We start from the raw sequence: 25,425 nt of genomic DNA on the forward strand, positions 1-25,425 counted from the left end.
GTCCAGGGTGGCACGGGTCGGGGGTGGGGTGCTGATGAGCGGGGGCGGGCGGATGAGTGTGGGGACTCAGGCGCGCAGGCGCAGTCCGCGGGGGGTCGCGATGAAGCCGGTTCCTTCCAGGAGGGTGCCGAAGGGGGAGGTCAGGGCGGAGGTGCCGTTGACGCGCTCCACCGTGACCGTGCCGAGGGAGCCTGCGCGGGCGGCTGCGGAGAGGCCCTCGGCGGCGGCACGCAGACGGGCGTCCTCCATGACCGCGCCGTGCGGGTCGGAGGGCCAGGCCAGCAGGGTCTTGCCGCCGCGCTCCATGTACAGCGTCAGCTCGCCGTCGACGAGCACCACCAGGGAGCCCGCCTTACGGCCCGGCTTGTGCCCGGCGCCGGTGGGGGGCTCGGGCCAGGGGAGGGCCGCGCCGTACGCGTTCGCGGGGTCGGCGGCGGCGAGGACCACGGCTTGGGCGGTGGACCGGGAGGGGGAGCGATAGCGGTGGGGGGAGACGGCGGGGGCGGCTGTCGGGTGGGCGGCATCGGTCGCGAAGCCGTGGTCGCCGCCGAAGGCGGAGTCCTCGGGGAAGGCGAGAGGCTCCCTGGGGTCGAGGTCGTCGGGGAAAGCGTGGGCGTCCCCGAGGCCATGGCTGCCGGGAAGGTCGAAGGTGTTCGCTTGGTCGCGGTCACCCGAGAAACCGGGTTCGCTCGCGCGGTGCCGGTCGTCGAAGAAGCCGGGGGCGTTCGCGTGGCGGCTGTCCCCCGGGAGGCCGTCGGCGTTTGTGCGGCCTTTGCCGCGAGGAAAGCCGGAACTACTCGTGCGGTCGGCGTCGACCGGGAAACCGGTCGGCCCGGAGAAACCGTTCAGGACATCCGGGTCGGGCAGGGCCTCGCCCCGGTCCCGCGCGTTCGCCGCCGCGCGCAGACGGTCCACCGCGCCGTCCATCGCGAACTGGGCGGCGCCGAGCCCTTCCACCACGTAGCCCCGGCGGGCCTGGCCGCTGTCCTCGAAGGCGGACAGGATGCGGTACACGGCGGAGAAGCCGCCCTCGACGCCTTCCGCGGCGACGGCGCCCCGGGTCACCACACCGTGCCGGTCGAGCAGCGTGCGGGCCAGGGCGTGGGCGCGCACGGTGGCGTCGGAGTCACGGGCGGGAAGCAGCGACCAGCGGCCGGCCACGGTCGGCGGGCCGGTACGGGACTGGGGGCGCGCGGCGCCGGTCAGGGATCCGTAACGCCCACGCGGGACCGTGCGCTTGGCGCGGTGGGCCGTGGACCCGGCGGTGCGGCCCGAGCCCAGGAGGGAGCGCATCGGGGCGAGCGTGTCGTTCGTGAGCCGTCCGGACCAGGCCAGGTCCCAGATGGCGTCGGCGAGTTGGGGATCGGCGGCGTCCGGGTGCGTGGTGGCTCGGACCTGGTCGGCGATCTGGCGGAAGAACAGGCCGTAGCCCCCGGAGAGGGAGTCCAGGACGGATTGGTGGAGCGCGGTCAGCTCAAGGGGGTGCGGGGCCGACAGGAGCAACGGGGCCGCGTCCGCGAGATACAGCGACACCCAGCCGTCCTTGCCCGGCAGCGACCCGGCCCCGGCCCAGACCACCTCTCCGGCGGCGGTGAGCTCGTCGAGCAGCGCGGGGGCGTAACCGAAAACCCGGGAGGGCAGGATCAGCTTCTCCAGGGCGGAGGCGGGCACCGAGGCGCCCTGCAACTGCTCGATGGCACGCACCAGTCCGTCGACGCCGCGCAGCCCGTGCCCGCTGCCGACGTGCTGCCACTGCGGCAGGAACTGTGCGAGCGCGGCGGGCGGCACCGGCTCCAGTTCGTGCCGCAGCGCCGCGAGCGAACGGCGCCGCAGTCTGCGCAGCACGGTGGCGTCGCACCACTCCTGGCCGATGCCCGCCGGGTGGAACTCCCCTTGGACGACACGGCCGTTCGCGGCGAGGCGTTGCAGCGCTCCGTCCGTGACCGCCGTGCCGAGCCCGAAGCGGGCGGCGGCCGTGGTGGAGGTGAACGGGCCGTGGGTGCGCGCGTACCGCGCGAGGAGGTCGCCGAGGGGGTCCTTGACCGGCTCTGTGAAGGCCTCTGGGACGCCGACGGGCAGCGCAGTGCCGAGCGCGTCCCGCAGACGTCCTGCGTCCTCGATCGCCGCCCAGTGGTCGGCCCCCGCGATCCGGACCCGGATGGCGCGGCGGGCCCCGGCCAACTCCTTGGCCCACTCGGGCTCGGCGCCGCGTTCGGCCAGCTCGGCGTCGGTGAGCGGGCCCAGCAGGCGCAGCAGGTCCGCGACGCCTTCGACGTCCTTGAGGCGGCGGTCCTCGGTGAGCCACTGGAGCTCGCGCTCCAGCTCGGTCAGCACGTCGGCGTCGAGCAGCTCGCGCAGCTCGGCCTGGCCGAGGAGCTCGGCCAGCAGCCGGGAGTCGAGCGACAGGGCGGCCGCGCGCCGCTCGGCGAGCGGGGAGTCGCCCTCGTAAAGGAACTGGGCGACGTATCCGAAGAGGAGGGAGCGGGCGAAGGGAGAAGGCTCCGGTGTGGTGACTTCTACGAGGCGCACCTTGCGGGACTCGATGTCGCCCATCAGCTCCGTGAGCCCGGGGACGTCGAAGACGTCCTGGAGGCATTCGCGGACCGCCTCCAGGACGATCGGGAACGAGCCGAACTCGCTGGCCACCTGGAGCAGTTGGGCGGCGCGTTGGCGTTGCTGCCAGAGCGGGGTGCGCCTTCCGGGGCTGCGGCGCGGCAGCAGCAGCGCGCGGGCGGCGCACTCACGGAACCGGGACGCGAACAGTGCCGAGCCGCCCACCTGGTCGGTGACGATCTGGTCGACCTCGGCCTTGTCGAAGGCGACGTCCGCTGCGCCGACGGGCGCCTGCTCCGCGTCGACCGCCGTATTCAAGGAGGCGCCGATCTTCGTGGGCTCCTGGTCGAGCAGGTCCAGGCCCATCAGGTCGGCGTCGGGCAGGCGCAGCACGATGCCGTCGTCGGCGTGCATGACCTGGGCGTCCATGCCGTAGCGCTCGGAGAGCCGGGCGCCCAGCGCGAGGGCCCAGGGGGCGTGCACCTGGGCGCCGAAGGGGGAGTGCACGACCACCCGCCAGTCGCCCAGCTCGTCGCGGAACCGCTCGACGACGATCGTGCGGTCGTCCGGGATGTGTCCGCACGCCTCGCGCTGTTCGGCGAGGTACGAGAGCACGTTGTCGGCGGCCCAGGCGTCCAGTCCGGCGGCGAGCAGCCGCAGGCGGGCGTCGTCCTTGGGGAGGGAGCCGACCTCGCGGAGGAACGCGCCGACCGCCCGGCCCAGTTCGAGCGGGCGGCCGAGCTGGTCGCCCTTCCAGAAGGGGAGTCTGCCCGGGACACCGGGTGCGGGTGAGACCAGGACGCGGTCGCGGGTGATGTCCTCGATGCGCCAGGAACTCGTGCCGAGCGTGAAGACGTCGCCGACGCGGGACTCGTAGACCATCTCCTCGTCGAGCTCGCCGACCCGGCCGCCGCCCTTCTTGGGGTCGGCGCCCACGAGGAAGACCCCGAAGAGCCCGCGGTCGGGGATGGTGCCGCCGGAGGTGACGGCGAGGCGCTGGGCGCCGGGGCGGCCGGTGACCGTACCCGCGACGCGGTCCCACACCACGCGGGGCCTGAGCTCCGCGAAGGCGTCGGACGGATAGCGGCCCGCGAGCATGTCGAGCACCGCCGTGAACGCCGACTCGGGGAGCGAGGCGAAGGGTGCCGCCCGGCGGACCGTGGCGAGCAGGTCGTCGACCTGCCAGGTGTCGAGCGCGGTCATCGCGACGAGCTGCTGGGCCAGCACGTCCAAGGGGTTGGCGGGGACCCGGAGGGACTCGATGGAGCCGGTGCGCATCCGCTCGGTGACCACCGCCGCCTGGACGAGGTCGCCGCGGTACTTGGGAAAGACGACGCCGGTGGAGACCGCGCCGACCTGGTGGCCGGCGCGGCCCACGCGCTGCAGGCCGGAGGCCACGGACGGCGGGGACTCGACCTGGACGACGAGGTCGACCGCGCCCATGTCGATGCCGAGCTCGAGGCTGGAGGTGGCGACCACGGCGGGCAGACGACCCGCCTTCAGGTCCTCCTCGACCAAGGCCCGCTGCTCCTTGGAGACCGAGCCGTGGTGGGCCCGGGCGATGACGGGCGGCGCCCCCTGGGCCGCTCCCGAGCCCCCCATGAGCTGGGCCGGGGCGTGGGCCTCCTCCAGGGGCTCGCCGGTCGCCCGCTCGTACGCGATCTCGTTGAGCCGGTTGCACAGGCGCTCTGCCAGGCGGCGGGAATTGGCGAACACGATCGTGGACCGGTGGGACTGGACGAGGTCGGTGATCCGCTCCTCGACGTGCGGCCAGATGGAGGGCTTCTCCGCGCCCTCGTTGCCGTCCGCGACCGGGGAGCCGCCGAGCTCGCCCAGATCCTCGACCGGGACGACTACGGAGAGGTCGAATTCCTTGCCCGACGGCGGCTGGACGATCTCCACTTTGCGGCGGGGCGAGAGATAGCGCGCCACCTCGTCCACCGGACGCACCGTCGCGGAGAGGCCGATGCGGCGGGCGGGCTTGGGCAGCAGCTCGTCGAGGCGCTCCAGGGTGAGCGCGAGATGGGCGCCGCGCTTGGTGCCCGCGACCGCGTGCACCTCGTCCAGGATCACCGTCTCGATGCCCGTCAGCGCGTCGCGCGTCGCCGACGTCAGCATCAGGAACAGCGACTCGGGGGTCGTGATCAGGATGTCCGGCGGGCGGGTGGCCAGCGCGCGGCGCTCGGCGGCCGGGGTGTCGCCGGAGCGGATGCCCACCTTCACCTCGGGCTCGGGCAGGCCGAGGCGCACCGACTCCTGCCGGATGCCGGTCAACGGGCTGCGCAGATTCCGCTCCACGTCGACCGCGAGGGCCTTGAGCGGAGACACGTACAGCACTCGACAGCGCTTCTTGGGGTCGGCCGGGGGTGAGGTCGAGGCCAGCTGGTCGAGCGCGGCGAGGAACGCGGCCAGGGTCTTGCCGGACCCGGTCGGGGCGACCACCAGCACGTCCGAGCCCTCGCCGATGGCCCGCCACGCCCCGGCCTGGGCCGCGGTGGGCGCGGAGAAGGCCCCCGTGAACCAACCGCGGGTCGCGGGGGAGAAGCCGTCGAGGGCTCGGTGTGCGGAGCTGACCATGCGTCCATCCTGCACCCGGCCACTGACAACGGCCCCGACCTGCGAAAATGATGTCGGTGGTGGACGGAGGGGCGCCTACGGCTCGGTGTGGGGGCGGAGTACGGCTCGGTGTGGGGGGCGGAGCCGCGCCGGGGGGATCCGTCCTCGGTCTGGCGCGGAATCGGTCGACCACCAACGCGCCGGTGTTGACGCGCCGGCCGCCGCGCGGGCCCCGACACGTCCCCCTGCCGCCGCGGGCGGCCGGCGGCGAGTGGTGGGTAGGCGTGGAGGGTAGGCCATCTGCCCCGATTGTCCGTGGTGCCATGGCGGAGAATGAGGGGGTGGCAGGTTCGGGACGGGAGCGGGCGCGGCACTGGCAGTACGCGGAGCTGCCAGGTGTCGATCTGTTGCGGGCCCGCTTTGTCGAGAAGGTCTTCGTGCGGCACACCCACGAGAACTTCGTGATCGCCGCGATCTCCGACGGTGTCGAGGTCTTCCACCACGGCGGCGGCGACCAGTACGCGGGCCCGGGCGCCCTCGCGCTGGTCAACCCCGACACCCCGCACACGGGCCGGGCGGGTGTCCCCGAGGGCTGGCGGTACGGGGCCGTGTACCCCTCGCCGGAGCTCGTGGCCGAGATCGCCGCCGAGACCACCACGATCCGTGGCACCCCCGGATTCACCAGCCCGGTGCTCGACGACCCGTACGCCGCGGGCCTGGTCCACGAAGTGCTACGGGCCGCCGAGGAGGGCAACGCGCTCGCCGCAGACACCCTGCTGCGGGTCGCCGTGACCCGACTGCTGCGCCTGAACGGAGGCCCGCTGCCGCAGCGGGCCGTGCGCACCGCCGGTGCCCGCGTCGCCGCACGCGCGCGTGCCGTGCTGGAGGAGCGGATGGCCGAGCCCCCGACCCTGGAGCGGCTCGCCGCCGACCTCGGCACCAGCCCGTTCGCGCTGCTGCGTGCCTTCCGCGACACCTACGGCATGCCGCCCCACACCTGGCTGACCGACGCCCGGGTACGCCGGGCGCGCCACCTCCTGGACGCCGGTTCCGCGCCCGCCGAGGCAGCCGTCGCCGTCGGCTTCACCGATCAGCCGCACCTCAACCGTCACTTCACCCGGATCGTGGGTGTGCCCCCGGGTGCCTACCAGCGCGAGCGCAAGAACGTACAAGACGCTGACGGGCGGCTCCACCTACCGTCCAGGGCGTGGCAGAACAGACAGCTCTCGCAGACATACGCGGTGAAGAAGGCGACGGAAAACCCGACGCGGCAGTCGTTCGCGACGCCCTGGGAGTCGGGGTCGCCGTCGGACTCTCCGGTTTCGCCTTCGGGGTGACCTCGGCCGGCAGCGGGCTCACGGTGCTGCAGACCTGCGCGCTCAGCCTTCTGGTGTTCACCGGCGCCTCGCAGTTCGCACTCGTGGGCGCGCTCGCGGGCGGCGGAAATCCACTCACGGCTGCCGCGGGCGCGTTCTTCCTCGGGGTGCGCAACGCCTTCTACGGACTGCGCCTGTCGCAACTGCTGTCTCTCCCGGGCGCGGTGCGCCCGTTCGCCGCGCAGTGGGTCATCGACGAGACCACGGCCGTCGCGCTCGCCCAGCCCACCCGCCGCAGCGTCCGGATCGGCTTCACCGTGACCGGGCTCACCCTCTATGTGCTGTGGAACCTCACCACACTGCTGGGCGCCATCGGCGCCGAGGCCATCGGGGACACCGACGCGTGGGGGCTGGACGCCGCAGGGCCCGCCGTCTTCCTCGCGCTGCTCGCGCCGATGCTGAAGACCACCACGGAGCGTGCGGTGGCCGGTGCAGCGGTCCTTCTGGGGCTCGGTCTGCTGCCCGTGCTGCCCGCCGGAGTCCCCGTCCTGATGGCCGCGCTGGCCGCTCCCGCCGCCCTCTACGTAGAGGGGCGCCGCAGCCGGAAGACCGCCGGCCGCCTGATGGCCGCCAACGACGCACCAAGGGAAGACCGTTGAACATCTGGATCGCGATCGGCGCGACCGCCGTCGGCTGCTACGCCGTCAAACTCATCGGTCTGCTGGTCCCCGTCGGCGTCCTGGAGCGACCGCTCGTCAAGCGCCTCGCCGCCCTGCTGCCCGTTGCCCTGCTGGCCGCGCTCACGGCCCAGCAGACCTTCGCCGACGGCCGCGTTCTGATCATGGACGCGAAGGTCGCCGGACTCGCCGCGGCCGCCATCGCCCTGCTCCTGCGCGCGCCCTTCCTGCTCGTGGTCGGCGCGGCCGTGGTCGTGACGGCGGCGGTACGAGCGCTGACGGGCTGACGCCCGGAACACGCAGGCGGCCGCACGCGCGGGTGCGGGCCCCCTCTGTACACGCCTTGAAGTCAGCCGATGGGCCGCCCGTACGCCCGCAGGGTGCGCAGTGCCTCGATGGTCACCATAGGGCGGCACTCCAGGGTGGTGCCGGGGGCCCACTGACGCCAGCGGATCGGCCAGCCGCCGTCCTCCTGCTGCTCGGCCGCCAAGAAGTCGAGCGAGCGCGCCATCTCCTCGTCGGTGAACCACGCGCGCGCGAGTGAGCCCGGTGTCTTCGCGTAGTCGTGCGGGAAATGGTGCTCGCCCGGCGCATAACCGGGCGCCACCGGAAACGTATCGAGGCGCTCCGGGTCCAGTACCGCGAGCTGGTGCTCGCGCACCAGGCGGCCCAGCCGGTCGGCGGCGGCCTCCGCGCGCGGGCGGTCGGGAGCGGAGTCCAGGAAGGTCACGGCCGCCTCGACCTCGTACGGATGGGACTTCTCCAAGGACTCGATCGCCTGCCAGCAGAAGTCGGTGGCCCGGAAGAGCCAGGCGTGCCACACCTCGTTGCGGTGCAGCAGGCCCACCACGGGTGCGGTGGCGAGGAGTTCACTCGGCGGGTCGTCGACGATCGGCACGAAGGGAGCATGCGGATAGTCGCGCTGACTGGGATGGATCGCCGGCAGCGCGCCGTCCGCCGTCGACACGGAGGTCAGATAGCGGCACACGCGCTCCACGCGCTGTCCGCCGCAGCGCCCGATCGAGTCGAGGACGCGCAGCGCGTGCGCGGTGTGCAGCGGCTGGCTGACGGGGCCGCGAAGATCGGGCTCGAGCGCGTGACCGTATCCCTCGTCGTCGTTGCGGTAGGCGGTCAGCGCGGTCTCCACCGCGTTGGCGCCGCCGACGTCGCTGTTCAAGAAGTGGTACGTGAAGCGGCGCTGCTCCAGCACGCGCGCGGTCAGCCAGATGAAGTGCTCGGCGCGCGAGAGCGGGGTTGGCGACGGGGGCGTCGGGGGGAGTGGGGATGCTCCTGGTTCGGCCATGTCTCAGACCGTAGGACGGAAAGCGGTCTCGGCAAGCGGTCCCGGCCGGGGCCCACCCTCAGGGGCGGGATACTGGAGTCATGCGGTTGACGGTCTTCTGGCAGCGGATGGCGGATCACTTCGGTGCGGGGTACGCCGACACCTTCGCGCGCGATCATGTGATGACGGAGCTCGGCGGGCGGACCGTGCACGAGGCGCTGAACGCCGGCTGGGAGGCCAAGGACGTGTGGCGCGTGGTGTGCACGGCGATGAACGTTCCGTACGAAAACCGCTGACTGGGCATGAACGGTCCGTACGAAAACGGCTGACGGGCTCCGAAGACAGGGGGCCGGGCACCGATTGTCGGTGGCGTGGGCGAGACTTGCACAGTGGCCCCGACAGACGAGACCGCGCAGGTCGACCAGCAGGCATCACCGCTCGGCACGACGCCGCCCACTCAGCCCCCGGGCGGGGACGCCGCCGCGCAGGGCGCGCGCATGCCGCGCTGGCTGCCGCGCGCGATGGTGCTGGCGCTCACGCTCGTCGCCCTGTTCCAACTGGGCAGTTGGGCGTTCCACCAGCTCATCGGGCTGTTGATCAACATTCTGATCGCGTTCTTCCTGGCGCTCGCGATCGAGCCCGCAGTGAGCTGGATGGCCTCGTACGGCATGCGCCGGGGGCTGGCCGCCTTCCTCGTCTTCTTCGGGCTGCTGATCGTGACGGCCGGATTCATCACGCTGCTCGGCTCGATGCTCGCGGGCCAGATCATCAAGATGATCGAGGGCTTCCCCGAGTATTTGGACTCGGTGATCAACTGGATCAACTCGACCTTCCACACCGACCTGAGACGGGTGGACGTCCAGGACAGCCTGGTCCACTCCGACTGGCTGCGGAAGTACGTGCAGAACAGCGCGACCGGCGTCCTGGACGTGTCCGCGCAGGTGCTGGGCGGGCTCTTCAAGCTGCTGACGATCACACTGTTCTCGTTCTACTTCGCGGCCGACGGGCCCCGGCTGCGGCGCGCGCTGTGCTCCGTGCTGCCGCCCGCGCGACAGGCCGAGGTGCTGCGCGCGTGGGAGATAGCCGTCGACAAGACCGGCGGCTATCTGTACTCGCGCGGTCTGATGGCGCTGATCTCCGGCATCGCGCACTACATATTGCTGCAGGCCCTCGGCGTGCCCTACGCGCCCGTGCTCGCCGTCTGGGTGGGGCTGGTCTCGCAGTTCATCCCCACCATCGGCACGTATCTCGCCGGTGCCCTGCCGATGCTGATCGCCTTCACCATCGACCCCTGGTACGCGCTGTGGGTGCTGATCTTCGTCGTGGTCTACCAGCAGTTCGAGAACTATGTGCTGCAGCCCAAGCTGACCGCCAAGACCGTGGACATCCACCCCGCGGTCGCCTTCGGGTCGGTCATCGCGGGCACCGCGCTCCTCGGTGCCGTCGGCGCGCTGATCGCCATCCCCGCGGTCGCCACCCTGCAGGCCTTCCTGGGAGCGTATGTGAAGCGGTACGACGTCACGGACGACCCCCGGGTGCACGGGCACCGGACCAGGAGCTCGCCCTCGTTCCGTGCGCATCTGCGAGGGTTGTTCAGTAGGTGAGGGCCGCCCATGCTCCGGCGCCCAGGACCGCCGCCGCGTAGCAGCCGACCGCCCCGTACATGATCTGTTGTCGTGTTCGGTCGCTCCATGACGTGCGCGACAGCAGCCACACCAGCGCGGGCAGGACCAGCACGGCATGCAGACTTACTCCGTGCAGGGGCTTGAGCGGGGCCGTCGAGTGGTACGCAGCCTCCTGGTGACCGGTGCGCGTCAGGACGACCCCGCGCGCGATCATCGCCGCGCCCGACAACAGGGCGACGAGCAGGATCGCGAACCCGGAACGCAGCGCGAGTGACATCCCCGGGGGGCCCGTGGGCCGGTTACGGAAGGAGGCGACCGCGAACACGGTGAGCAGCACCACGAGGACCCCGCCGCCCACCGCGAGCGTCATCGACACCGCCGTGTCGAAGCCGGTCTCCATGTTGAGGTGCGAGGGTACCCGGCGCCACGCCTGAAGGGTGATGCCGCCGACCTCCACGACGCAGTCGGCGGCGAACACCACGAGCAGCACGGTGCGCAGACGGCTTCCGATGATCAGATACGACGTGACCCAGGTGATCGCGATCAGCGTCAGCCCGAAGGAGAGCCCGAACGTGACGGGCTTGCGCCAGGAGACGGGCCCGTCCCAGGGGCCGCCGTCCACGGCGAAGACGGCCAGATGCGTCAGCCCGGAGAGCATCAGCACGGCACCAGTCGCATGACAGAGACGCTCGGCGGGGCGCGCCCTGCGCCACGCGGCGCGCACCGGGGTCGATCGCGCCGATGCGGCGAGGGCGGCGGTCGCGACAGGGGCGGGTGTTCCGGTGCGACATTCCATGAGGTTCATGCTTCGGCGGGCCGGGTCCCGAGGTCGTCGTACGGTCGAAGGCTCCTGCCGTACGCCCCGGAGAGTAGGCGCGGGAGGAGCGGACGGAACGGTCTGCCGCACGCGTGGCGGACGGCGCGCCGTATCCAAGGCGGACAGTGCGTCGTACCCCTGACGGACAGCGCGCCGGACTCCCGTCCGGGGGCGGCGCGGGCCCGGGACCCGGCCGTTGTCGGACCGCGAACGTAGGCTCGGAGGTGCCGCGTGGTGCGCGCGTGGTGCGCTTGACACCAAAATCGAACATCCATTCTTATGGAATCTCCGGCGGGGCTCTCGACGGGGATTTCGACAGGGTTTTTATGGATATGTGCCCAAGTTATCCACAGGCCGGACGGGCGTCGGGGCGCATTGTCAGTGGCAGGCGTTAGCGTCTTTGACGTGAAGCGATCGACTCAAGCAAACCGGGTGGAACCCATGGCAGGTACTGACCGCGAGAAGGCGCTCGACGCCGCGCTCGCACAGATTGAACGGCAATTCGGCAAGGGCGCGGTGATGCGCCTGGGTGAGCGGCCGAACGAGCCCATCGAGGTCATCCCCACCGGCTCGACCGCGCTCGACGTGGCGCTCGGTGTCGGCGGCCTGCCGCGCGGCCGAGTGGTGGAGGTGTACGGCCCGGAGTCCTCCGGTAAGACGACGCTGACGCTGCACGCGGTGGCGAACGCGCAGAAGGCCGGCGGCCAGGTGGCCTTCGTGGACGCCGAGCACGCCCTCGACCCCGAGTACGCGAAGAAGCTCGGCGTCGACATCGACAACCTGATCCTGTCCCAGCCGGACAACGGTGAGCAGGCTCTGGAAATCGTGGACATGCTCGTCCGCTCCGGCGCGCTCGACCTGATCGTCATCGACTCCGTCGCCGCACTGGTGCCGCGCGCGGAGATCGAGGGCGAGATGGGCGACTCGCACGTGGGCCTGCAGGCCCGTCTCATGAGCCAGGCCCTGCGGAAGATCACCAGCGCGCTCAACCAGTCGAAGACCACCGCGATCTTCATCAACCAGCTGCGCGAGAAGATCGGCGTGATGTTCGGCTCCCCGGAGACCACGACGGGTGGCCGGGCGCTGAAGTTCTACGCCTCGGTGCGACTCGACATCCGCCGTATCGAAACGCTGAAGGACGGCACGGACGCGGTCGGCAACCGCACCCGCGTCAAGGTCGTCAAGAACAAGGTCGCGCCGCCCTTCAAGCAGGCCGAGTTCGACATCCTCTACGGGCAGGGCATCAGCCGCGAGGGCGGCCTGATCGACATGGGCGTGGAGCACGGCTTCGTCCGCAAGGCCGGCGCCTGGTACACGTACGAGGGCGACCAGCTCGGCCAGGGCAAGGAGAACGCGCGCAACTTCCTGAAGGACAACCCCGACCTCGCCAACGAGATCGAGAAGAAGATCAAGGAGAAGCTGGGCGTCGGTGTGAAGCCGGTGGAGCCCACCGCCGAGCCGGGCGCGGACGCGGCGGTCTCGACCGCCCCGGACGAGGCCGCGAAGACGGTGCCCGCTCCGGCGGCCAAGACCACCAAGTCCAAGGCCGCGGCGGCCAAGAGCTAGTCCATGACGCGACGAACCGACTGGGCCGAGTACGTCTACCCCGTCGCCCCACGGGGGCAGGGGCACGGGGGAATCGGCGACTCGGCCGGAGACGGTGAAAGAGCGCACGGCGAGGACGGGCCGTACGGAGGGGGGACGTACGAGGGACCGGCCGGCGAGGCGTACGGAGACGAGACGTACGGCGGTCGGGGCGATGACACCTACGGCGGTGGGATCGGTCGGGCCGGTGGGCCGTACGGCTCCGCAGGGTTGCGCGGCGGGGATCCGGACAGCGAGGGCTTGTCGGACGGAGGCTCGCGCGGTCGTGACGGTCTGGCGGGCGACAGCGATGGCGACAGCCTGACAGGCGGTCACGGTTCGGCGGGCGGTGGTCCGCGCCGTGACGGTGGTGGTCGGCGCGGCGACGGTGGGCCGCGTGGTGGACGAGGGCGTCGGCGGCGTGGCGGCTTCGGTGAGCCGTCCGGCGACCCACAGGACGGAGGCACTCCTTCCTCGTCGAGGGCCGAGAAGGGGGAGCCCCCAGGGGACCCGGCTGAGCGGGCGCGGGCGATCTGTCTGCGCCTGCTCACCGGGACCCCGCGCACGCGGAAACAGCTCGCGGACGCACTGCGCAAGCGTGAGATCCCCGACGACGTGGCCGACGAGGTGCTGTCACGGTTCGAGGAGGTCGGCCTGATCAACGACGGTGCCTTCGCGGATGCCTGGGTGGAGTCCCGGCACCACGGTCGGGGCCTGGCCAGGCGGGCGCTCGCGCAGGAGCTGCGGACCAAGGGTGTGGACTCGACGCTGATCGACGAGGCCGTCGGACAGCTCGACTCCGAGCAGGAGGAGGCGACGGCACGCGAGCTCGTCGCGCGCAAGCTGCGCTCCACGCGCGGCCTCGACCGCGACAAGCGGCTACGGCGCCTCGCGGGCATGCTCGCTCGCAAGGGCTACTCCGAGGGCATGGCCCTGCGCGTGGTCCGTCAGGCCCTGGAGGAAGAGGGCGAGGACACGGAGGGGCTGGGGGACGAGAGGTTCTGACCCCGCGGGGAGGTTGGGGCACCGGGTTCTGAACCCGCGGGGTTCCGGGAGTGGGTTTCGGGAGTGGGTTCTGAGCCCACGGGTTTCGGGAGTGGGTGCTCAACCCGATGGACGACCTGGGGCCGACGAACCGACGGTCGGGTTCGGGGATGTGGGGCGATACGGGCCCTGAACACGGCGGACGCGCGGGGCGCCGATCGCGTTCAGGGGCCGGCGGATGTCCGGACACAGGAGGACTGTCCGGACCCAGGAGGGACTCTCCTGGCCCAGCTGCGGCTGGTCCGAGGCCAGTGGATGACCGGTCTGGGCTCGTGGATGACTGATCCGGGCTCAGGGGTGGTTGTTCGGTGCCATGACGGCACGTGTCCGGACCCTTTGCCGACACGTGTTCCCGGGCCATCGACAACACGTGTCCCCGGGCCATCGACAACACGTGTCCCCGGGCCATGGAAAAACACGTGTCCCGGGGCCATCGGCGACGCGCCTTCGAGACCGTTGCCGAGGCGTGTGCGGACCATGACCGGCGTCTGTCTGGGCCGTGACCGACGCGTTCGGACCCCGAGGGGCCGACGCTGGTCCGGGCCGCTGGGTCCTGTACGTCCCGGGGCCCGTGGGCGGGTGCTCAACTCCCTTTCACGGGGGTGGGGTTAACCCCCGGTTGAAGATGCCGGGACGCCGCAATGCACAGGTGTCTGTGCACAGACAACTGTGTACGCATGGCACAGGAACCCGGCGCAGACCCCTCGGTGAGGCGAACCGAGGAGGCCCCGCACGCCCCCACCGAGCTCTCCGACCTCGCCACGCTCAAGGCGCTCGCGCAGCCCCGTCGGCAGCGCATGCTGCAGCACCTCGCCGTGCACGGCCCCGCCACCTCGGCGACGCTGGCCCGGGCGCTCGGGCTCAACACCGGAGCCACCAGCTACCACCTGCGCGAGCTCGCGAGGTACGGCTTCGTGGAGGAAACGGACGCACCGGGCGAGGCGGAGGGGCACGGCAGGGAGCGCTGGTGGAGGGCCGTCCCCGGTGACCGGCGCTTCCCTCCGCGCAGCCGACAGAGTTCCGAGATGCGGCTCGTCATGGATGAGCTGAACCACCACGTATACGCCGCCGACCTCGAACTCTTCGAGCAGATGCAGATGCAGATGCAGATGCAGGGGGACGCGGACGAAGCCGACCCCTGGGTCGACGCCTTCCCGTACTCGCGCGGCAGCGTGCGGCTGACGCTCCCCGAACTCCGCACCTTCTTCGAGGAGTACATCGCGCTCCTCAACCGCTACAAGCGCCCCGAGGCCGACATCCCGGCCGGCGCCCGCACCGTGCTCACCCGGTTCCTCGCCTTCCCGGCCCCCGGCACCGAGCCCGACACCCTGCCCGAGAGCGAGCCCGAGAGCGACCCGGCGCCCCACAACACCACAGAGAGCGGCTCCTCATGATGCTGCGATATGCCCTACAGACCGTCCGAGCCCGCAAAGGCAGCTTCCTCGGAGCCTTCCTCGCCCTGATGTGCGCGGCCGCCCTCATCACCGCCTGCGGCGCCCTCCTCGAAACGGGGCTGCGCGGCACGATCGCCACCGAACGGTATGCCGCGACCCCGGTGGTGGTCTCCGCCGATCAGAACGTCCACCAGACCACCGTCAAGCACAAGAAGGGCAAGACCAAGGTCAAGCACAAGGCCAAGCCGATCGCCGAACGAGCCTGGCTCCCGGACGACCTCGCCACCAGGCTCCGGCAAGTGCCCGGCGTGCGCGAGGTCATCCCCGAACTGACCTTCCTGGCCGAGCCGTTGACGCCCGGCGCAACGGTCGGCAAGGACCGGCCCGCTTATGGCCACGCCTGGGACTCCGCCGCGCTGACCCCGTACACCCTCACCACCGGCACCGCGCCCAAGGCCGACGGTGACCTCGTTGTCGACCGTTATCTGGCCGAGCGTGCCCACCTCGAGCCCGGCGACCGCCTCACCGTGCAGTCGACGCAGAGCCCGCGCACCTACCGCGTGACCGGAATCGCCGCGCCCGCCCAGGACGTACGCCACCAGACGGCCCTCTTCTTCTCCGCCCCGGAGGCCCGCCGCCTCGCCGCCCACCCCGGACAGGTCACCGCCTTCGGGGTGCGCCCCGCCGAGGGAACGGACACGGCGACGCTCAAGCAGTCCGTCACCAAGGCGCTGCACGGTACGACCGCGCAGGTCAGCGCCGGTGGCGGCCGAGGACCTGTGGAGTTCCTGGACGCGGCCGCAGCGCGTACCAAGCTGGTCAGCATGGGCGGCGCGATGGGCGGAACCTCGCTGCTCGTGGCCGTCCTGGTGGTCGTCGGCACCTTCGCGCTCTCCGTGCAGCAGCGCCATCGCGAACTCGCCCTGCTGCGCACCGTCGCCGCGACTCCGAGCCAGATCCGCAAGCTCCTCGGCCGCGAGGCGCTGATCGTCGGGGCGGCCGCCGGTACGACAGGCGCCCTCGCCGGACTGCCGCTGGGCAGTTGGCTGCACGGCCGGTTCGTGACCATGGGCGCCGTCCCGGCCACGCTTCAGCACACCGTCAGTGTCTTCCCGCTGTTCGCCGCGGTCGTCGCCACGCTGCTCGGCGCCTGGGCCGCCGCCCGTATCTCCTCCCGCCGGATCGCCCGGATCCGCCCGGCCGAGGCACTCGCCGAAGCGCGGGCCGAGCGCACCCGTCCCGCGTGGGGGCGCATCCTCGCGGGTCTCGCCCTGCTTGCCGGCGGTGCCGTCCTCGTCGCCGTGCTCAGCGTCCTGCGCACCGAGCCGGCCTCAACCCCCGTGACCTTCCTGGCTGTCGTGGTCCTCGCCTCCTCCGTCGCGCTGCTCGGTCCACTGCTGGTCAGGGCGGCCGTGGTTGTACTCGGAGGCCCGCTCGCGCTGACCGGTCCCAGCAGCCGGCTGGCGCGCGCCAATCTTCGCGGCCATGCAGCCCGGATGGCCTCCGTCGTCACTCCTCTCACCCTCCTCATCGGCATGACCTGCACCGTTCTCTTCGTCCAGCCGACCCTGGGCAACGCGGCCCGCGCCCAGGCCCGCGAGGGCATCCGCGCCGACTGGGTGGTGGCCGCCCAGGGCCCCGGCGTCCCGGCCGAGGCCGCGCGGCAGCTGCGTATGCCCAACGACACCGTCACCGAAGTGGTCCGTACGACCGTCCGTGTGGGCCTGGACAAGTACGCGGCCCAAGGGGTCACGCCCGGGGGCCTCACCCGCACCTGGGACCCGGACGTCACCGCCGGTTCCCTGAGGAAGCTCACCGAGGACACCGCCGCCGTCAGCGAACTCGCCGCCGACCAGCTCCACTTGAAGCCCGGCAGCACCCTGAAACTCACCCTCGGTGACGGCACGCCCGTCACGCTCACCGTCGTCGCCGTCTACGCCAAGGGCCTCGGCTTCGGCGACCTCACCTTCGCCCATGACCTGGTCGCCCGCCATGTGGACAACCCGCTCGCGACCTCCGTCCTGGTCAGCACCGCCCGTACACAGACACAACTCGCGACTACCCTCCGTGAGTTCCCGGGCGTTCGTGTCCTCCCGCCGGCCGCCGCCGACTCGATCCAGGCCGCACGTCAGCAGGCGAATGCCGAGGTCAACTACCTCGCCATGGGGCTGGTCCTGGCCTTCACCGCCATCGCCGTCGTCAACACGCTGGCCATGTCGGTGTCCGAGCGCGTCCGCGAGTTCGCACTGCTCCGTCTCGCCGGGGCGACCCGCCGCCAGGTGCGGCGGATGCTGCGCACGGAGGCGCTCTCGGTGCTGCTGCTGGCCACCGTGCTCGGCAGCGGCATCGCGCTCGCCGTTCTGACCGCGTTCAGTGTCGGAATGACGGGCGGCGCGGCTCCTGCGGTCACGCCTCTGGTGTACGTCACCGTGGTCGCGAGCGCCGGACTGCTCGCGCTGGTCGCCACCGCGCTGCCGGGCCGGGTGGCGTTGCGGGTGAGCCCGGTCACGGTGGCCACGGCCAAGGAGTAAGGAGCGGTACGCAATGGTGGGCGCCCCTTACGACAGAGGGCGCCCACCAAGTGCGTACCGCTGGACGGTGATCGGGAACTAGGCCGTCACCGGGAAGCCGGCCGCTTTCCACGCCTGGAATCCGCCGACCAGGTCGGTTGCCCGATGCAACCCCAGTTGGTGCAGGGAAACGGCCGCGAGGCTGGACGCGTATCCCTCGTTGCAGATCACCACGACCCGCAGATCGTGGCTCGTGGCCTCAGGGGCGCGGTGGCTGCCCTGCGGGTCGAGCCGCCACTCCAGTTCGTTGCGCTCGACGACGAGGGCGCCGGGGATCAGTCCGTCGCGCTCGCGCAGGGCGGCGTACCGGATGTCGACCAGGAGGGCTTGGCCGGTCTGCGCGGCGTCGTACGCCTCCTTGGCCTCCACCCGGCCGAGTCCCGCGCGGACCTGTTCCAGCAACGCGTCGATGCCCACCGGGCGCGGGGCGCTCACTGCCAGTCCTCCGGGCGTTCGACGTGCTCCAGGCGCAGTACTTGACCCGTACGGCTGTAGCGGCGGATCCGGGGCAGGGGCGGGTAGTACGCGTGGACGGAGATCGCGTGCTCCTCGGTGGACTCGTTGAGCACCTCGTGCACATGGTGGCGGCCGAAGGAGCGGCCCTCGCCGGCCGGCAGTCGCCGCTCGCGGTCGACGTCCTCGGAGAGTTCGAGGGTCTTCCAGCCGTCGGTGGGCAGGCGGGCGGCGAGCGAGTACTCCTTGAGTTCGCCCGCCGCGGCGACGAAGGCGCCGACCGAGTCGGCGTGGTCGTGCCAACCGGTTCCGGTGCCGGGCGGCCAGCCGATGAGCCAGGCCTCGCTACCGCCGGGGCCCTCCAGACGCACCCAGGTGCGGCCCTCGGGGTCGAGCGGGAGCGAGGCGATCAGTTCGGCGTCCGCGGCGGTGCGGCGCACGAAGTCGAGCAGGTCGGCCCGTGTGGGGGCCTGGACCGGTGCGGAGAGGAAAGGGGAGAGGGACACAGACACGGGTACCGTCCTGGGCGTTCGCGTGGGAGCGCGCGGCAGCCGACAGCGAGGGGCGGCGCGCGGGGAGAGAAGAGATGCGAATTCAGCAGGACGGACGACACACGCAGCCCGCATAGCGGACGAGGTCCATATGGACCCTCCGCCACAGGCGCACACAGGTGTCGGTCACAATCCGGAGTACACCATGGAGATGTGGGTCGGTCAACTCACTGTCACTATGTGGATCATACGGTGACCGAGGGGGGCGTGGTGGCCGTGGCTTCGCCGGAACGGCGGACGAGACGGGCCTGATGCCGGGCGCCCCAGCGGTGACCGCGGGACCGGAATGGCTCGGGCCCGGCCGTTCCCACGCCGGCCGCGGGCCCGAACAGCCAAGGCCCCGGTCTCATGGTCCCCCGCGGCGATCGTGTGCCCCGGGCAACCCGGACCCGGAGTTGCCCGGGTCCGGGGCGGGCCCGAACAGGCTCCCGGGATCAGCTCGTGCTTGCCGCGGTCTCCGCCTGCGACTTCGATTCCTCCCCCGGCTCCGCCTCCGTCTTGGCGGGGCCGCCCAGTGTCGCCTCGGCCGCCGTGTACAGGTCGGCCGGGCGCACCCCGCTCAGCGCGGTGACCAGGTGGCCGTCGGGACGGATCAGGAGCACGGTGTGCGCGGCCGCGCCGGGGTAGCTCTCGGCGACCAGCAACTCGGCGGGGTGCGGCAGCGCGGTCACGGCGGCCGCGAGCCGGGGCATGATCCCGGCCGTCACCCAGTGCTTGCGCTCCCACACGCCCGTCCCCGGCGCGATCAGAACGACAATCAGTACCCCGCGCCCGAGTCGCTCCCGCAGCGGTACGAACGAGCCGTCCTCCGCGGTCACGCGCACGTCGACGACCGGCGCACCGGGTGCCGTGTCCACCGGGGTCTCCGACGTGGTGTGCGCAGGCGCGAGTGGCGAGTCGGTGTACGCCCCCGGCGCGCCCAGCGGGCCGCGCCCCAGGTGGCCGTCCGTGAGCAGCGTGTCGTGGCCGCGGGCCGCCCCGGGGACGTACGAGCGCAGCCCTCCGCCGCCGCGCAGCAGCGGTAGCGCCTGGTCGGCGGCGCGCAAACGGGCGGCGACGACCGCCCGCCGCTCCACCTGGTAGCTGTCGAGCAGCGCCTCGTGCGGTCCGTGGTGCCAGGCCAGCGCCAGCTTCCAGGCGAGGTTGTCGGCGTCCCGCAGGCCCTCGTCCAGGCCTTGGGTGCCGAGCGCGCCGAGCAGGTGGGCGGCGTCGCCGGCGAGGAAGACGCGGCCGGCCCGCCAGCGCCGGGCGAGGCGGTGGTGGACAGTGTGGACGCCGGTGTCGAGCAGCTCGTACGGAGGCGTCGAGCCGCTGCTCCAGCCCGCGAGGGTCTCCCGGACGCGCGCCACCAGCAGGTCGGGTGTGACCAGGTCCTTGCCGGGCGGCAGCAGCCAGTCCAGCCGCCAGACGTCCTCGGCGAGGGGGCGCGCGGTCACCTCTGCGGACGAGGGGCCCGACGTCCGCCACGGCGGCATCCGGTGCAACAACGCTTCGCCGGGCCAGGGAAGTTCCGTGCGCAGTGCCGCCACGGCGTGTCGCTCGACGGCCGTACGCCCGGGGAAGCGGATGTCCTGGAGCTTGCGTACGGTCGAGCGTGGTCCGTCGCAGCCGACGAGGTAACTGCCGCGCCACCAGGTGCCCTTGGGACCGCGGGTGTGCGCGGTGACGCCCGAGGCCTCCTGCTCGATGGAGTCGACGCGGCTGTCCACGGCGACCTTGATCAGCGGCTCGTGCACGATGGCCTCGCGCAGGGCGGCGGTCAGCGCGTGCTGGGCGAGGTGCAGGGGGGCGGGCACGTCGGTGCCCTCGGAGTCCTGCGCGTCCGCATTCGGGCCGAGCCCGGCGCTCCGCAGGCTCTGCACGCTCCCCTTCCGGTCCCGTGCGCTCCCCCCGGAGCGCTGCGCGCCGCTCCCCGAGCCGTGCGCCGCGCCTCCGAGGCCGTGCGCATCGACGTCGAAGTCCAGCGAGTGCGTGTCGGACCCCCCGGCATCGAAGCTGATCTCGCGCATCACCTGCTTGCGCCGCATCGACCGCCATCCGGCCCAACGGAAACCGGCATCGGCGAGGGGCAGGCCTGTCAGGCGCTCGACGAGCGCGGCCGTGTCCTCGCGCAGCACCACCGTCCGCGCGAGCCGTTGTTCGTCCTTGCCCGGCCCCTCGTCGAGGACCACGGAGGGGACCTCCTGGCGGGCCAGCGCAAGGGCCAGCGTGAGGCCCACGGGCCCCGCGCCGACGATGATCACCGGGTCCACGGCGCGCTGCCCCCTGCCCGGAGCGGTGTCCTGAGGAACGTTCGGGAACAGGCAGTTGGAACGGGGTGCACGATCACAGAAGGTATGCAACCCATTGGCAGAGTTTGCGTCAAGTGACCAGAGGCAGTGCCCTCCCGGCTGGCCATAAGACAGCTAGACGGTTACAGAGTCAAGGCCGAGCCCACGCACTGGACTGGACCCGGGGGTACGGCGACTTACGGCAACCTACCGTGTGGCTGTGCGGTCACCGTGACCGCACACTCTCCCTGATGGTGCGTCGGACGAGGGCGCGCGAGGCGTCTCTTGATGACAGAGGTGGAAATGTCGGGAGGTGGTAGGTACGCGCCGGTTTAACGGCCACCACCCTGCTGGACACCTGCCCGTCGGATCAAGCCGCGGTGCCGGTCCCGTAGGTGCCGCCGACCTCGGCCGCGTTGAGCTTCTCGACCTCCTCGACCCCGAGGACCGCGCCCGTGCTCCGCTTGCTGCGCCGTAGCCTGCGCTCCAGCCAGGAGGCGAAGCTGGTGAGGAGGAAGTTCAGCACGATGTAGATGATCGCCACGACGACGAAGCTGGCGATGACGTTGGCGTAGTTGGCCGCGAGCGTGCCGCGCTGGTTGAGCAACTCGGTGAAGCCGATCATCACACCGCCCAGAGCCGTGTCCTTCACGATGACCACGAGCTGGCTGACGATGGTCGGCAGCATGGTGGTGACCGCCTGCGGGAGCAGGATGCTGGTCATCGTCTGCCCCTTGCGCAGACCGATCGCGTACGCCGCCTCCGACTGCCCCTTGGGCAGGGCAAGAATGCCGGCCCGGACGACCTCGGCGAGGACCGAGGCGTTGTAGAGCACCAAGCCGGTGACCACCGCGTAGAGGGGCCGTTCGTCGCTGGTGACCTGCGTGTAGCGGCTGTAGAACTCGTTGGCGAACAGCATCAGCAGCAGTACCGGGATCGCCCGGAAGAACTCGACGACCACACCTGCCACGATCCGCACCCAGCGGTGGTCGGACAGGCGGGCGATGCCGAAGACGGCCCCGAGCGGAAGGGCGATGACCATGGCCAGCGCCGCCGCTTTCAGGGTGTTGGCAAGGCCCGGCAGAAGGTAGGTCGTCCAGGCCTGGGACGTGGTGAACGGCTGCCACAGGGCCCAGCGCAGCTGCTGCTTGTCGTCCAGCGTCCGCCAGATCCACCAGACCACAGCGGCGAGCAGGACGAAGAAGACGACGGAGACGAGCACGTTGCGCCGCTTGGCGCGGGGGCCCGGAGTGTCGTAGAGGACGGAACTCATCGCTTCACCGCCAGTCGCTTGCCGAGCCAGCCCAGGAGCAGGCCGGTGGGCAGGGTCAGGACCACGAAGCCGAGGGCGAAGACCGCGCCGATCGCCAGCGTCTGAGCCTCGTTCTCGATCATCGTCTTCATCAGGGCCGCGGCCTCGGCGACGCCGATGGCGGCCGCGACGGTGGTGTTCTTCGTCAGGGCGATCAGGACGTTGGCCAGCGGGCCGATGACCGCGCGCAACGCCTGGGGCAGCACGATCAGACGCAGGGTCTGGCTGAAGCTCAGCCCGATCGCGCGGGCGGCCTCGGCCTGGCCGAGCGGCACGGTGTTGATGCCGGAGCGGATCGCCTCGCAGACGAAGGCGGCCGTGTAGCCGATCAGACCGAAGACCGCCAGGCGGAAGCCCTGGACCTTGAAGTCGGAGGCGCCCATCGTCACACCGAAGATGTCGGCGAGACCGAGCGAGGCGAAAAGGATGATGATCGTCAGCGGGATGTTCCGGACGATGTTCACGTAGACGGTGCCGAACCCGCGCATGAGCGGGACCGGGCTGACCCGCATCGCGGCCAGCAGGGTGCCCCAGAGCAGGGAGCCGACCGCGGAGAGGACGGTGAGTTTCACCGTCATCCAGAAGGCCCCCAGGACGTCATAACCTTGAAGAAAGTCGAACACGATCTCCCGCGCTTCCGGATGTGTGGAGTACGTGGAGGGCAGGGCACGCCGCCGGGAAAAGCGACAGGCGGCGCGCCTCGGCGACCCTGCGTCACCCGCCGGAATGAGCGCCGGCGGTGTTCCGCGTTACTTGACGATCTGGCCGATCTTCGGGGCCTGCTCGTTCTTGTAGTTGGCCGGGCCGAAGTTCTTGTCGACCGCCTTCTGCCAGGAGCGGTCGCTGACCATCTTCTCCAGCGCCTTGTTGATCTTGTCCAGGGTCGCGGTGTCGCCCTTCTTGACGCCGATGCCGTAGTTCTCGTTGCTCAGCTTCAGACCGGCGAGCTTGAACTGGCCCTTGTACTTGTCCTGCGCCGCGAAACCCGCGAGGATCGAGTCGTCGGTGGTCACCGCGTCCACCACGCCGCTCTGCAGGCTGGCGATGCACTCCGAGTAGGCGCTGTTCTCCTTCAGGTTGGCCTTCGGGGCGATCGACTTCTGGACGTTCTGTGCGGAGGTCGAACCGGTCACGGAACACAGGTTCTTGCCGTTGAGGTCCGTGCCCTTGGTGATCTTCGAGTCCTTCTTGACCAGCAGGTCCTGGTGGGCCAGCAGATAGGGGCCGGCGAAGTCCACCTTCTGCTTGCGCTCGTCCGTGATCGAGTAGGTGGCGGCGATGAACTTCACGTCGCCGCGCTGCAGCGCGTTCTCGCGGTCGGCGCTCTTGGTCTCCACCCACTGGATCTGGTCCGGCTTGTAGCCGAGTTCCTTGGCGACGTAGGTGGCCACGTCCACGTCGAAGCCCGCGAAGGAGCCGTCGGGCTGCTTCAGGCCGAGACCCGGCTGGTCGAACTTGATACCGACCTTGATCTTCTTGCCGCCGCCCGAGCCGCTGTCCGAGTTGTTGCCGCCACACGCGGTGGCGCTCACGGAGAGGGCGAGGAGGACGGCCGAGGCGGCGGTGACCTTGCGGAGCTTCATGGTGAACATCCTTTGAGTGGTGAGGAACGAGGTCCGTCTAGGGGGCGACCCGGGTCGTGCGGATGCCGGGGGCCCGCGCCGTCAGTGGTGGAGGATCTTCGACAGGAAGTCCTTCGCACGGTCGCTGCGGGGATTGCTGAAGAACTGGTCCGGCACAGCCTCTTCGACGATCCGGCCGTCGGCCATGAAGACCACCCGGTTGGCAGCCGAACGAGCGAAGCCCATCTCGTGGGTGACGACGACCATGGTCATGCCCTCGCTCGCGAGTTGCTGCATGACTTCAAGGACCTCGTTGATCATCTCGGGGTCGAGGGCCGAGGTCGGCTCGTCGAAGAGCATGACCTTGGGGCCCATCGCCAACGCCCGTGCGATCGCGACCCGTTGCTGCTGACCGCCCGACAACTGCGCGGGGTACTTGTCCGCCTGGGTGCCCACGCCCACCCGGTCGAGCAGAACGCGCGCCTTCTCCTCGGCCGCCTTCTTGTCGGCCTTGCGGACCTTGATCTGACCCAGCATCACGTTCTCGAGCACCGTCTTGTGCGCGAAGAGGTTGAAGGACTGGAAGACCATGCCCACGTCGGCCCGCAGCCGGGCCAGCGCCTTGCCCTCCTCGGGCAGCGGCTTGCCGTCGATCGTGATGTCGCCCGAATCGATCGTCTCCAGGCGGTTGATGGTGCGGCACAGGGTGGACTTCCCGGACCCGGAGGGTCCGATGACCACGACGACCTCGCCACGTGCGATCGTCAGGTCGATGTCCTGGAGCACGTGCAACGCGCCGAAGTGCTTGTTGACGCTCTTCAGGACGACCAGGTCCTCGGTCGCGGCCACGGCATCCTTGGCCACCGATACTTCGGTCATCGCTCTGGGGCTCCGTCCTCCTCGGTTTCGGAGGACAGTAGTGACCCCTTGCGACCAGCGTCATTACATCTGAGGGGAACTTGAGCATCACGATCCGATAGCAATCGGACACGTGTCGTAGCGGCCCGTTCGCGCGCTCGTACCGGCTGGGTAACGGAAGTCCTCCGCAACCCGAACCCTCTTGACGCCGTCCTTGTCCATCGGCGTGACTGCCATGGTGCACGCGCGCGTGCCCGCGTTTTACAAGTCGAGACCGTACGAACAGTGAACCGGAGGGGGCCGGAATGAGATTGCTCCTCGTCGAGGACGACAACCATGTCGCCGCCGCCCTGTCCGCGGTGCTGGCGCGACACGGCTTCGACGTCACGCACGCCCGCAGCGGCGAGGAGGCCCTGCAGGCACTGGTTCCGGAGAGCGACGGCTTCGGTGTGGTCCTGCTCGACCTGGGTCTGCCCGACCAGGACGGCTACGAGGTCTGCGGCAAGATCCGCAAGCGCACCAGCACCCCGGTGATCATGGTCACGGCCCGCTCCGACGTACGGTCCCGGATTCACGGCCTCAACCTCGGCGCCGACGACTACGTGGTGAAGCCGTACGACACCGGGGAACTGCTCGCCCGTATCCACGCCGTCAGTCGGCGCAGCGTCCACGACGACGACGCCGCGGCCGCCGGCGACACCGCGCTGCGGCTCGGGCCGGTCCGTATCGAACTGCTCACCCGCCAGGTGAGCGTGGACGGTTCGGTGGTCCAACTGACCCGCAAGGAGTTCGACTTGCTCGCGCTGCTCGCTCAGCGCCCCGGAGTGGTCTTCCGTCGGGAGCAGATCATCAGCGAGGTGTGGCGCACCAGTTGGGAGGGGACCGGGCGCACCCTGGAGGTGCACGTCGCGTCCCTGCGCTCCAAACTGCGCATGCCCGCGCTGATCGAAACCGTGCGCGGCGTGGGGTACCGGCTCGTCGCCCCCGCGGCGTAGCGTGCA

21 protein-coding genes are annotated in these 25,425 nt (G+C 71.0%); 10 read left to right on the top strand and 11 right to left on the bottom strand.

Annotation, left to right across the window (positions count from 1 at the left end; genetic code table 11):
• Positions 1 to 66: 66 nt before the first annotated feature.
• Positions 67 to 5,130: an ATP-dependent helicase gene (locus tag OG747_RS32405; RefSeq protein ID WP_405882910.1), complete on the bottom strand. Its 5,064-nt coding sequence runs from the start codon at positions 5,128 to 5,130 to the stop codon at positions 67 to 69.
• A gap of 320 nt (positions 5,131 to 5,450) precedes the next feature.
• Between OG747_RS32405 and OG747_RS32410 the strand changes: the two genes are divergently transcribed.
• The 3 genes from OG747_RS32410 to OG747_RS32420 are packed head-to-tail and all read left to right on the top strand — an operon-like array spanning position 5,451 to position 7,389.
• A complete protein-coding gene (locus OG747_RS32410) occupies positions 5,451 to 6,446 on the top strand; it encodes an AraC family transcriptional regulator (RefSeq protein ID WP_405885799.1) in 996 nt (331 codons plus the stop codon).
• On the top strand, positions 6,344 to 7,084 hold the full coding sequence (locus OG747_RS32415; RefSeq protein WP_405885801.1) for an AzlC family ABC transporter permease: 741 nt from the start codon (positions 6,344 to 6,346) through the stop codon (positions 7,082 to 7,084). The genes OG747_RS32410 and OG747_RS32415 overlap by 103 nt, the downstream gene beginning before the upstream one ends.
• Entirely contained in the window at positions 7,081 to 7,389 is a 309-nt protein-coding gene (locus tag OG747_RS32420; protein WP_405882911.1) for an AzlD domain-containing protein, read from the top strand. Before OG747_RS32415 ends, OG747_RS32420 begins: the two co-directional genes overlap by 4 nt.
• Before the next feature lie 62 nt (positions 7,390 to 7,451).
• On the opposite strand, the gene OG747_RS32425 is transcribed toward OG747_RS32420, so the two are convergent.
• A complete protein-coding gene (locus tag OG747_RS32425; protein WP_405882912.1) occupies positions 7,452 to 8,405 on the bottom strand; it encodes a hypothetical protein in 954 nt (317 codons plus the stop codon).
• Between the two features lie 80 nt (positions 8,406 to 8,485).
• On the opposite strand from OG747_RS32425, the gene OG747_RS32430 reads away from it, so the two are divergent.
• Complete coding sequence (locus OG747_RS32430) at positions 8,486 to 8,680, top strand: DUF3046 domain-containing protein (RefSeq protein ID WP_189188176.1); 195 nt, start codon at positions 8,486 to 8,488, stop codon at positions 8,678 to 8,680.
• 93 nt (positions 8,681 to 8,773) lie between these two features.
• Positions 8,774 to 9,988: an AI-2E family transporter gene (locus OG747_RS32435; protein WP_405882913.1), complete on the top strand. Its 1,215-nt coding sequence runs from the start codon at positions 8,774 to 8,776 to the stop codon at positions 9,986 to 9,988.
• Here OG747_RS32435 and OG747_RS32440 read toward each other — a convergent pair.
• Entirely contained in the window at positions 9,978 to 10,805 is an 828-nt protein-coding gene (locus OG747_RS32440; protein ID WP_405882914.1) for a hypothetical protein, read from the bottom strand. The two genes, OG747_RS32435 and OG747_RS32440, sit on opposite strands and share 11 nt — an antisense overlap.
• Positions 10,806 to 11,267: 462 nt before the next feature.
• On the opposite strand from OG747_RS32440, the gene recA reads away from it, so the two are divergent.
• The 4 genes from recA (at position 11,268) to OG747_RS32460 (ending at position 17,379) form a co-directional block, all read left to right on the top strand.
• Positions 11,268 to 12,392, top strand: a complete 1,125-nt coding sequence (recA, locus tag OG747_RS32445) for a recombinase RecA (RefSeq protein ID WP_405882915.1) — start codon at positions 11,268 to 11,270, stop codon at positions 12,390 to 12,392.
• A gap of 3 nt (positions 12,393 to 12,395) precedes the next feature.
• Entirely contained in the window at positions 12,396 to 13,415 is a 1,020-nt protein-coding gene (recX, locus tag OG747_RS32450) for a recombination regulator RecX (protein ID WP_405882916.1), read from the top strand.
• 716 nt (positions 13,416 to 14,131) lie between these two features.
• Positions 14,132 to 14,848 carry an ArsR/SmtB family transcription factor gene (locus OG747_RS32455; protein ID WP_405882917.1) on the top strand — a complete coding sequence of 239 codons (717 nt, stop codon included), beginning with the start codon at positions 14,132 to 14,134 and terminating at the stop codon, positions 14,846 to 14,848.
• Complete coding sequence (locus OG747_RS32460) at positions 14,845 to 17,379, top strand: ABC transporter permease (RefSeq protein WP_405882918.1); 2,535 nt, start codon at positions 14,845 to 14,847, stop codon at positions 17,377 to 17,379. The genes OG747_RS32455 and OG747_RS32460 overlap by 4 nt, the downstream gene beginning before the upstream one ends.
• 78 nt (positions 17,380 to 17,457) lie before the next feature.
• Here the strand turns inward: OG747_RS32460 and OG747_RS32465 are convergent, their stop codons facing one another.
• The 8 genes from OG747_RS32465 to OG747_RS32500 all read right to left on the bottom strand — a co-directional run bounded on the left by OG747_RS32465 (position 17,458) and on the right by OG747_RS32500 (position 24,445).
• Entirely contained in the window at positions 17,458 to 17,853 is a 396-nt protein-coding gene (locus tag OG747_RS32465; RefSeq protein WP_405882919.1) for a rhodanese-like domain-containing protein, read from the bottom strand.
• The gene (locus OG747_RS32470; RefSeq protein ID WP_405882920.1) at positions 17,850 to 18,383 is read right to left on the bottom strand and encodes a cysteine dioxygenase; all 534 of its coding nucleotides are present in this window, start codon (positions 18,381 to 18,383) and stop codon (positions 17,850 to 17,852) included. Before OG747_RS32470 ends, OG747_RS32465 begins: the two co-directional genes overlap by 4 nt.
• An 82-nt stretch (positions 18,384 to 18,465) precedes the next feature.
• The gene (locus OG747_RS32475; protein WP_313960178.1) at positions 18,466 to 18,552 is read right to left on the bottom strand and encodes a putative leader peptide; all 87 of its coding nucleotides are present in this window, start codon (positions 18,550 to 18,552) and stop codon (positions 18,466 to 18,468) included.
• 304 nt (positions 18,553 to 18,856) lie between these two features.
• A complete protein-coding gene (locus tag OG747_RS32480; protein ID WP_405882921.1) occupies positions 18,857 to 20,674 on the bottom strand; it encodes an FAD-dependent monooxygenase in 1,818 nt (605 codons plus the stop codon).
• A 388-nt stretch (positions 20,675 to 21,062) separates the two neighbouring features.
• The gene (locus OG747_RS32485; protein ID WP_405882922.1) at positions 21,063 to 21,965 is read right to left on the bottom strand and encodes an amino acid ABC transporter permease; all 903 of its coding nucleotides are present in this window, start codon (positions 21,963 to 21,965) and stop codon (positions 21,063 to 21,065) included.
• Complete coding sequence (locus OG747_RS32490) at positions 21,962 to 22,627, bottom strand: amino acid ABC transporter permease (protein WP_384915638.1); 666 nt, start codon at positions 22,625 to 22,627, stop codon at positions 21,962 to 21,964. The genes OG747_RS32485 and OG747_RS32490 overlap by 4 nt, the downstream gene beginning before the upstream one ends.
• 126 nt (positions 22,628 to 22,753) lie before the next feature.
• Positions 22,754 to 23,587: a transporter substrate-binding domain-containing protein gene (locus OG747_RS32495; RefSeq protein WP_405882923.1), complete on the bottom strand. Its 834-nt coding sequence runs from the start codon at positions 23,585 to 23,587 to the stop codon at positions 22,754 to 22,756.
• An 81-nt stretch (positions 23,588 to 23,668) separates the two neighbouring features.
• A complete protein-coding gene (locus tag OG747_RS32500) occupies positions 23,669 to 24,445 on the bottom strand; it encodes an amino acid ABC transporter ATP-binding protein (RefSeq protein ID WP_405882924.1) in 777 nt (258 codons plus the stop codon).
• Positions 24,446 to 24,729: 284 nt separating this feature from the next.
• Between OG747_RS32500 and OG747_RS32505 the strand changes: the two genes are divergently transcribed.
• On the top strand, positions 24,730 to 25,419 hold the full coding sequence (locus OG747_RS32505; RefSeq protein ID WP_405882925.1) for a response regulator transcription factor: 690 nt from the start codon (positions 24,730 to 24,732) through the stop codon (positions 25,417 to 25,419).
• The last annotated feature ends 6 nt before the right edge of the window (positions 25,420 to 25,425 follow it).

Source organism: Streptomyces sp. NBC_01384, from assembly GCF_045040035.1.
GTDB lineage: Bacteria > Actinomycetota > Actinomycetes > Streptomycetales > Streptomycetaceae > Streptomyces.

What these genes read in the sequence shown, in the direction of transcription:
- OG747_RS32405 (WP_405882910.1), bottom strand. Translation starts at nt 5,130, where the DNA reads ATGGTCAGCTCCGCACACCGAGCCCTCGACGGCTTCTCCCCCGCGACC.
- OG747_RS32425 (WP_405882912.1), bottom strand. Translation starts at nt 8,405, where the DNA reads ATGGCCGAACCAGGAGCATCCCCACTCCCCCCGACGCCCCCGTCGCCA.
- OG747_RS32430 (WP_189188176.1), top strand. Translation starts at nt 8,486, where the DNA reads ATGCGGTTGACGGTCTTCTGGCAGCGGATGGCGGATCACTTCGGTGCG.
- OG747_RS32440 (WP_405882914.1), bottom strand. Translation starts at nt 10,805, where the DNA reads ATGGAATGTCGCACCGGAACACCCGCCCCTGTCGCGACCGCCGCCCTC.
- recA (WP_405882915.1), top strand. Translation starts at nt 11,268, where the DNA reads ATGGCAGGTACTGACCGCGAGAAGGCGCTCGACGCCGCGCTCGCACAG.
- recX (WP_405882916.1), top strand. Translation starts at nt 12,396, where the DNA reads ATGACGCGACGAACCGACTGGGCCGAGTACGTCTACCCCGTCGCCCCA.
- OG747_RS32455 (WP_405882917.1), top strand. Translation starts at nt 14,132, where the DNA reads ATGGCACAGGAACCCGGCGCAGACCCCTCGGTGAGGCGAACCGAGGAG.
- OG747_RS32460 (WP_405882918.1), top strand. Translation starts at nt 14,845, where the DNA reads ATGATGCTGCGATATGCCCTACAGACCGTCCGAGCCCGCAAAGGCAGC.
- OG747_RS32485 (WP_405882922.1), bottom strand. Translation starts at nt 21,965, where the DNA reads ATGAGTTCCGTCCTCTACGACACTCCGGGCCCCCGCGCCAAGCGGCGC.
- OG747_RS32495 (WP_405882923.1), bottom strand. Translation starts at nt 23,587, where the DNA reads ATGAAGCTCCGCAAGGTCACCGCCGCCTCGGCCGTCCTCCTCGCCCTC.
- OG747_RS32500 (WP_405882924.1), bottom strand. Translation starts at nt 24,445, where the DNA reads ATGACCGAAGTATCGGTGGCCAAGGATGCCGTGGCCGCGACCGAGGAC.
- OG747_RS32505 (WP_405882925.1), top strand. Translation starts at nt 24,730, where the DNA reads ATGAGATTGCTCCTCGTCGAGGACGACAACCATGTCGCCGCCGCCCTG.